6 protein-coding genes are annotated in these 7,768 nt (G+C 54.2%); 3 read left to right on the plus strand and 3 right to left on the minus strand.

The features are described from left to right. Nucleotides 1–815, minus strand: an 815-nt coding sequence (locus ACTH3S_RS17130) for a type VI secretion system Vgr family protein (RefSeq protein WP_441810226.1), incomplete at its 3' end; no start/stop codon positions are given. A 221-nt stretch (nt 816–1,036) separates the two neighbouring features. On the opposite strand from ACTH3S_RS17130, the gene ACTH3S_RS17135 reads away from it, so the two are divergent. Further along, nucleotides 1,037–2,062 carry an NADP-dependent oxidoreductase gene (locus tag ACTH3S_RS17135; protein ID WP_441810227.1) on the plus strand — a complete coding sequence of 342 codons (1,026 nt, stop codon included), beginning with the start codon at nt 1,037–1,039 and terminating at the stop codon, nt 2,060–2,062. Between the two features lie 29 nt (nt 2,063–2,091). Here the strand turns inward: ACTH3S_RS17135 and ACTH3S_RS17140 are convergent, their stop codons facing one another. After that, nucleotides 2,092–3,060: an NAD(P)H-quinone oxidoreductase gene (locus ACTH3S_RS17140; RefSeq protein WP_441810228.1), complete on the minus strand. Its 969-nt coding sequence runs from the start codon at nt 3,058–3,060 to the stop codon at nt 2,092–2,094. Between the two features lie 263 nt (nt 3,061–3,323). Here ACTH3S_RS17140 and ACTH3S_RS17145 point away from each other — a divergent pair, with 263 nt between their 5' ends. Beyond that, on the plus strand, nt 3,324–4,778 hold the full coding sequence (locus tag ACTH3S_RS17145) for a protein adenylyltransferase SelO (protein ID WP_441810229.1): 1,455 nt from the start codon (nt 3,324–3,326) through the stop codon (nt 4,776–4,778). 74 nt (nt 4,779–4,852) lie between these two features. Here ACTH3S_RS17145 and ACTH3S_RS17150 read toward each other — a convergent pair whose 3' ends face one another. Then, nucleotides 4,853–6,364 (minus strand): fumarate hydratase, encoded by a 1,512-nt coding sequence (locus ACTH3S_RS17150; protein ID WP_441810230.1) that lies wholly within the window; start codon nt 6,362–6,364, stop codon nt 4,853–4,855. A gap of 172 nt (nt 6,365–6,536) precedes the next feature. On the opposite strand from ACTH3S_RS17150, the gene ACTH3S_RS17155 reads away from it, so the two are divergent. Next, nucleotides 6,537–7,310 carry an enoyl-CoA hydratase gene (locus ACTH3S_RS17155; protein WP_441810231.1) on the plus strand — a complete coding sequence of 258 codons (774 nt, stop codon included), beginning with the start codon at nt 6,537–6,539 and terminating at the stop codon, nt 7,308–7,310. The last annotated feature ends 458 nt before the right edge of the window (nt 7,311–7,768 follow it).

A 7,768-nucleotide genomic window follows, 5' to 3' on the forward strand; every position in this document is an offset into this window, starting at 1 on the left:
CCGCTGGCATCGGCTTTGAAGCGGCCTGGGTAGTCGAAGTGTTGGTAGTCTTGGCGCTGGTTGGGGCTAGCCGCGCTCTGTTCGTGCATTAGCGCGTAGGCTGGGTTTTTGAAGGTGTAATCCTTCGTGGCTACGGAGGCTGCGCGCACTCGTTCTTCGTAGCGGAAGCGGAACACTGCAGGCTGCTGGGTGCTTCCGCCTGCTTTGCCGTTATATTCGGCGGGCTCCAGCTTGGGCGCATCGCCGTGGTGGTCGGCGATGATCAGGCCGGGCTGCTCAGTCCCATCTTCGCTGCCATGCTGATAGCGATAATGCCAACCTTCCTCGGCGGCCATGCGTTCAAGGAATGCCAGATCGCTTTCCCGATGCTGAACGCAGTATTCCCGCTCCTGTGGAGTGCGCTTTAAATCAAACCCCGAGCTCACAATGCCCCGCTCTTCCAGCAGGGTGCGCACGATGGTGTCTGTGGTCTGGGTTTGGAAAATTCGGCTGTTGTGCATCAGCCCTAAACGCCATAAAGGCGGCTGGATGACGAGCTCGTAGCGGGTGCGGCGGTGGCCGCTGTCACCCCGGGCAAACTCGTTTACCACGCCGGTAAAACGGCGAAGGGCCATACCATCTTGCCAAACCACCAAATCCACCGGCTGCTCCAATACCTCTGAAGCATCAATGCCCGCATCGGTGCTGGCCAGCTCAAGGCAGCCGTGGAATAGTTCGGATAGCCGTTCGGTCAGCGTAAAGCCGACAACGGAAAAAAGATCAGAGGGGAGTTCGCCAACACGGGCGGTAAACTGCAGTCCGCTTGCCTGGGGCATGTCTTCGGTCCCTGAAGAATTAGTGTGTTATTCGTGCTCATCCTGAGCCGGTGCCCGATTATAACCTCCAGATTCGGGAATGTAACCCCAGGGTCCAGAACCGCATAAAACATGAGAGGTTGACCACAACTGCATTCTACTTCACGCTAATCTGGTTTCGTTACGCAACCTAAGGAGCTAACCTGCTCCATACCACCTCACTACAGATAGAGAGGAACACCATGAGCCATCATCAAAATCGCGCCATCGTGCTGAAGCAACGCCCTGATGGAGAAATCCAAGAAGGCGACCTGGTTATGGAAGAGCGCCCGGTGCGCGAGCCCGCAGAGGGCGAAGTTGTTGCCCAGATACTGTGGCTGTCGCTGGATCCGTACATGCGCCCGCGCATGAACGATGCAAAAAGCTATATGGACCCCATCGGCATTGATGAGCCCATCGCCGGCGAAACCGTCGCGCGGGTTGTAGAATCCCGGTCAGACAAACTAAAAGTTGGTGATCTGGTCACCTGTTATTCAGGCTGGCAGGAATACGTAACCTTCCCTGCAGACTCGCCGATGGTTTACAAAATCAACCAGAAAGACGGCGTTCCACTGCAGACCTACCTTGGCGTTGCCGGCATGCCAGGCCGCACCGGATACTGCGGTTTAACCTATGTAGGCAAACCCAAAACAGGTGAAACCGTGGTGGTTTCTGCTGCCTCTGGCCCCGTGGGCACCGTTGTAGGCCAAACCGCCAAAACCAACGGTTGCCGCGTAGTAGGCGTGGCCGGTGGTCCTGAGAAATGCAGCTATGTAGTTGATAAACTGGGGTTTGATGCTTGCGTGGATTACAAAGCGGGCAACCTAGAAGCCGATCTAAAAGCCGCGTGCCCAGACGGAATCGACATTTACTATGAAAACGTCGGTGGCGACGTTACCCGAGCGGTTGCACCGCTATTGAATCCTGGTGCAAGGGTGCCCATTTGCGGCTACGTCTCGGCTTACAATGCTAAGAGTACCGACGAAGTAGAGACGCCGTTTGATATTCTCGAGCGCCTCGATCCGGTTCCAGAGCACCGATTTTTCTTGGTAACCGAGTGGCAAGACAAGCACCAAGAGATTACCGACATACTTACCAGCCGCATTGCTTCAGGCCAGATCAAATACCGCGAAACGGTGGCTGAAGGCCTCGAAAACGCAGTTGAGGCCTTCAAGGGCATGCTAAAAGGCAAGAACTTCGGCAAGCAACTGGTGCATATCGCCGATTAAAACAAAACAGTGCCTAACACTGGGAAGTGTTATGCCCCTACTCTTAGGAGAACCTTCCCGGTGTTTTTGTTATCCGCAACGTGTGCCATGGCTTCCTCAACCTGCTCGATGGGCCAGGTGCTGTCGATCGTAGGTTCAATCTGGCCCGCAACCAGTAACGGCCATACGTGACGATAAAGCGCCTGCATGACACGCCCTTTATCCGCTACTGAGCGAGAGCGCAATGTAGAACCGATCAGTCTGTGGCGCTTCATCAGCATAAGGCCCAAATCGACTTCCGCAGATCGGCCACCCATGAGACCGATCAGAATAATCCTGCCATCGGCACTAAGAACCTTCTGATTATCCTTGATGTAACTTCCACCAACAGGATCCAGCACCATATCAACGCCGCCCCAGCTCTTCACCGCTTCCACAAAAGAGCCGTCTTTGCGGTTCCATGTGCCTGTAGCTCCCAGCTTGCGACAAACTTCGAGCTTACCCTCACCACCAGCGGTTGCAAACACGGGGTTACCAAACGCCGTGGCAATCTGAATAACGGCGGTGCCCAAACCACTGGCGGCCGCATGCAATAGCACCCGCTCGCCTGGTTGCAGATCGGCCTCCTGATAAAGATTCAGCCAAGCCGTCGCAAACACCTCAGGAATAGCTGCGGCTTTTTCCAGCGAATACCCTTTAGGAATCGGCAACACTTGAACTGCAGGAACCGCAACCTTGGTTGCATAGCCACCGCCGGTAAGCAGGGCACACACTTCGTCGCCCGGCTCAAAATCCGTCACTGCGGAGCCAACCGCCGCAATACGGCCACTGACTTCCAAACCAAGAATGTCAGACGCACCCGGGGGCGGAGGGTACACGCCAGCCCGCTGCATAAGGTCGGCACGATTAACCGCACTCCAAACAACATCGATTGCTACGTGATCTGCCTGCAATTCTTCATAGCTCGCGCAGTCTTCCCATGTGAGGGAGTCACCGGTTACTTTGATTGCTTTCATCATGAATCAAATCTCAGCACTTTCGAGTGTCCAGTCAGGAATATCCAATTAGGATACCGCATGTGGTCAGGTGGTTGTAATGAGGATGCTTTCATCTACGCGCAATGGACAGTTCAACACTAAACTCAAAGGTATGATAAAGCGAGCGATCTGACGGCGCCCAGCTCTGGTAAGGTAGATGTCATTCAGTTGGAGGTTAGCCGTAGGGCGGTTGCAATGCCAAGAAAGTAATCAAAACTTGTATTAATTGGGAGTGTAAACAACTTATGAGTGGCAACGGTTTTCGTGTAGAGCATCGCTACCTGGAACTCCCCGACAGCTTCTACACCCGGGTACAACCCACACCCCTTAAAGACGCCAAAATGGTCTGTTTCAACCACAAGTTGGCGCAGGACATGGGGTTTCATGTTACCAATGAAGCCGACTGGGCAAAGATTGGCGGTGGCACAGAACTGCTAGAAGGCATGGAGCCGGCTGCCATGAAATACACCGGCCATCAGTTTGGCGGCTACAACCCAGAACTGGGTGATGGGCGCGGCCTACTGTTGTGGGAAACCCTGGGCCCAGATGGTCGCCGCTGGGATTGGCACCTAAAAGGCGCCGGCATGACACCCTATTCCCGGTTTGGTGATGGCCGTGCGGTTCTGCGCTCAACCATTCGCGAGTACCTGTGCAGCGAGGCCATGAACGGGCTAGGCATTCCCACCACCCGAGCCCTGTTTATGGTTAGCGCCCGGGACCCAATACGCAGGGAAGCCATTGAAACCGCCGCCACACTGATGCGCGTTGCCCAGAGCCATATCCGCTTTGGCCATTTTGAGTTTGCTGCGCACCATGAAGGCCCAGAAACAGTAAAAACCCTGCTCGAGCATGTGATCGCACATCATTTTCCTCACCTCATAAAATTGGAGAAGGAAGAGCGTCACACACGCTGGTTTGAGGAAGTGGTAGAACGCACCGCCCGCCTGATTGCCGACTGGCAGGCCGTGGGCTTCTGCCATGGCGTGATGAACAGCGACAACATGTCCATCGTCGGCGACACCTTTGATTACGGGCCTTTCGCATTTTTGGACGATTTTGATGCGGGATACATCTGCAACCATACCGACCAAGGCGGCCGCTACGCCTATAACCGCCAGCCCCAGGCAGGCTTTGCGAATTGCCAGTACCTCGGCAACGCTCTGCTACCGATTATGAACGAAGACACCATCCGCAACGGTTTGCAGCGTTATGAAGCGGCCTATAACGGGCGGTTTTTACAGAACATGCGAGACAAGCTCGGCCTGGCACAGGAAGACGCGGCCGACATGAGCTTTATTATGGATACCTTCAGCATGCTCAACGAACACCATACCGACTACACAGCATTCTTCCGCGCGCTTTCCAGCCTGTACGACCACGGCCATGCCCCAGTGCGGGATTTATTTGTAGATCGTGAAGTGGTGGATGAATGGCTGGCGCGCTATGGGAAGCGGCTGGAGCAAGAAACCCGCGCCCGTGATGAGCGTGAGTACGAGATGCGCAGGGTAAACCCCAAATATATTTTGCGGAACTATTTGGCGCAGCAGGTGATATTGGAAGCTCAGGGGGGCGATTACGAGCCCATGAAGGAGCTAATTAAGATTCTGGAACGGCCGTATGACGAACAGCCAGAATATGAAAAATACGCAGCACTGCCGCCAGACTGGGGCAAGCACCTGAACATCAGCTGCTCAAGCTAACGAAGAACAAACAGGAAGGATATAACGGGGGCTAGAGTTGAATCTTAGCCCCCGTTTTCACTACTTACTTAGCCTTAGACCGCCTTGGCAGCAATGATCTTCTCATGCCACTCAGCCGGGCCAGTTTGGTGTACGGAAGAACCACGAGAGTCCACCGCAACCGTTACCGGCATGTCTTCTACGTCAAACTCGTAAATGGCTTCCATACCCAGTTCGGGGAACGCGACCACTTCTGCATTTTTAATGGCTTTGGAGACCAAATAGGCAGAGCCGCCCACGGCCATCAAATACACCGCACCAAACTCTTTGATCGCGTCGATAGCTACCTGGCCACGCTCGGCTTTACCGATCATGCCGGTAAGACCTTTCTCAAGCATGGTATGGGTAAACTTATCCATACGCGTTGCGGTAGTGGGGCCAGCGGGGCCAACCACTTCTTCGCGTACCGGATCAACCGGGCCTACGTAATAGATGAAGCGGCCTTTCAGATCCACCGGCAGCTCTTCGCCGTTGCCGATCATATCGACCATCTTCTTATGCGCAGCGTCGCGCCCCGTCAGCATCTTGCCGGACAGCAAAACCGTTTCACCCGGCTGCCAGTCTTTTACATCTTCCGGTGTAACCGTGTTCAGATTTACCCGGCGCACGCCCTCACCCACTTCCCAGGTGATTTCCGGCCAGTCTTCCAGGCTCGGCGGCGTTTGCAAAGAGGGGCCGGTGCCATCCAGTACAAAGTGCGCATGGCGGGTAGCCGCGCAGTTCGGAATAATCGCAACTGGCTTGTTCGCCGCGTGGGTGGGGTAATCTTTTACCTTCACATCCAAAACGGTTGTGAGGCCGCCAAGGCCCTGAGCACCGATACCCAAATCGTTCACCTTGTCAAAAAGCTCAAGGCGCAGCTCCTCAGCACGATCAGACGCACCGCGCTCCTGAAGATCGTGAATATCAATGGGGTCCATCAGCGACTCTTTCGCCAGCTGCATCGCCTTCTCGGCTGTTCCGCCGATGCCAATTCCCAGCATACCGGGCGGACACCAGCCTGCCCCCATTTGCGGCACCATTTTCAGAACCCAGTCCACCACCGAGTCAGACGGGTTCAGCATGGCGAACTTGGATTTGGCTTCAGAACCGCCGCCTTTGGCTGCCACATGTATTTCAACCGTATCGCCCTGCACCATCTTGTAGTGGATGATCGCGGGGGTGTTGTCTCCGGTGTTCTGCCGCTTGCCATCTGGGTCGGCCAAAATTGACGCACGCAGCACGTTGTCTGGCTGTTTATAGGCGCGGCGTACACCTTCGTTAATCACGTCATCCAGCGGCAACTCACAATCCCACTGCACGTTCATGCCGATATTCACAAATACCGTCACAATGCCGGTGTCCTGACACAGCGGCCGGTGCCCCTCGGCACACATGCGCGAGTTGATCAGGATTTGCGCCATGGCATCCTTGGCTGCTTGCGACTCTTCCTTCTGGTAAGCCTTATAAACACCGTCGATAAAATCTTTTGGGTGATAGTAAGAAATAAACTGCAGCGCGTCCGCTACGCTCTCAATCAGGTCATCCTGGCGGATTACAGTGGTCATGGGCGCCTCATCAGGTTGGTATCGTTATGAAGGTATCATTAAAAACAGGAGGCACAGTTTACCAGAAATTCGAAAGAGCGAGGCACTCAGCAGAAAGCGAAGCTTTTCTTAACAAACACTTTAAAAAAGGTATCATCCTAACCAAATGATAAAAAACACATTAGGAGACACCGTGACTGACTTTGTTCATACCGAAATCAACAACCAGATTCTCACTGTTCGCATTAACCGCTTGGAACGCAAAAACGCCCTCACTCACGCTATGTACACCGCATTGGGCGATGCGCTTGAGCAGGCGGAAGCAGATACCAGCATACGCTGCGTACTTTTTACCGGCAGCGATGAGTGTTTTACCGCCGGGAACGACCTGAGTGAATTTGCCAGTGGCTTACCCGGAGATTTCAAAGAAACGCCCGTAGGCCGCTTTTTGCTGCTTCTGGCCAATGCCACCAAACCGGTAGTTGTGTCCGTAAACGGCCCAGCCGTGGGCATTGGCACCACCATGCTACTGCACTGCGACATGGTATTTGCCGGCACCAACAGCCGTTTCCAAATGCCTTTTGCCAACTTAGGGCTATGCCCTGAAGGTGGCTCCAGCCTGCTGCTGCCCTCGTGGATTGGCCGAGTGCGTGCCGCGGAACTTCTAATGCTGGGCGGAACCTTCAGTGCAGACGATGCGTATCGCCTTGGGCTGATTAACCGAGTGTGTGATCCCGCTGAAACGGAAGCAGCAGCACTTGAAGCCTGCCAAAAACTTGCCAGCCAACCGCCAGCTGCCATCCGCGCCACCAAACAGTTACTAAGCGGCCCTACTCACCAAGAACTTACCGCGACTATGCTGACCGAAGGCGCGTTGTTTTCAGAACGCCTGAAATCGCCGGAAGCTGCCGAAGCGTTCCGGGCATTCATGCAAAAGCGAAAGCCGGACTTCTCAAGCTTTGAATAACGCCTCTACCCGCCAAAACACTTGTTTTGGCGGGTAATTGATACAAATTGTAAAAACCCCTGCATATCCCCCGCCAAGGCTCGACAAAAAGGTCACGGCCAACTATTTTTCAATGAGGCCGAACTCCCTTTGTGCGTGGAGGATCCAAACAGCAAGAATCACACTTTTGGCTGATCAACACCGGCCTTAGTGTCGTTATAGTCATAGATACAGAAATTGGCTTACTGCGCTGGCTGAAATTTCAAACAACCGTTTAAGCAGAACAGGCCACTGACATCGGGCTTACCGGATCAGACCGGCCCCGTTAGTTGCCGAACATAACGATACAACAACAGGAAAAGGTTCCACCCATGTTCAAGAAAACTCTAATAAGTCTTGCCGTGGCGTCTTCCCTTGGGCTAACAGGCTGCCTTAGTGGCTCTGATGACGGGGGTAATGCTAATCCGGATTATAAGATT

Source organism: Marinobacter sp., assembly GCF_052094685.1.
GTDB lineage: Bacteria > Pseudomonadota > Gammaproteobacteria > Pseudomonadales > Oleiphilaceae > Marinobacter.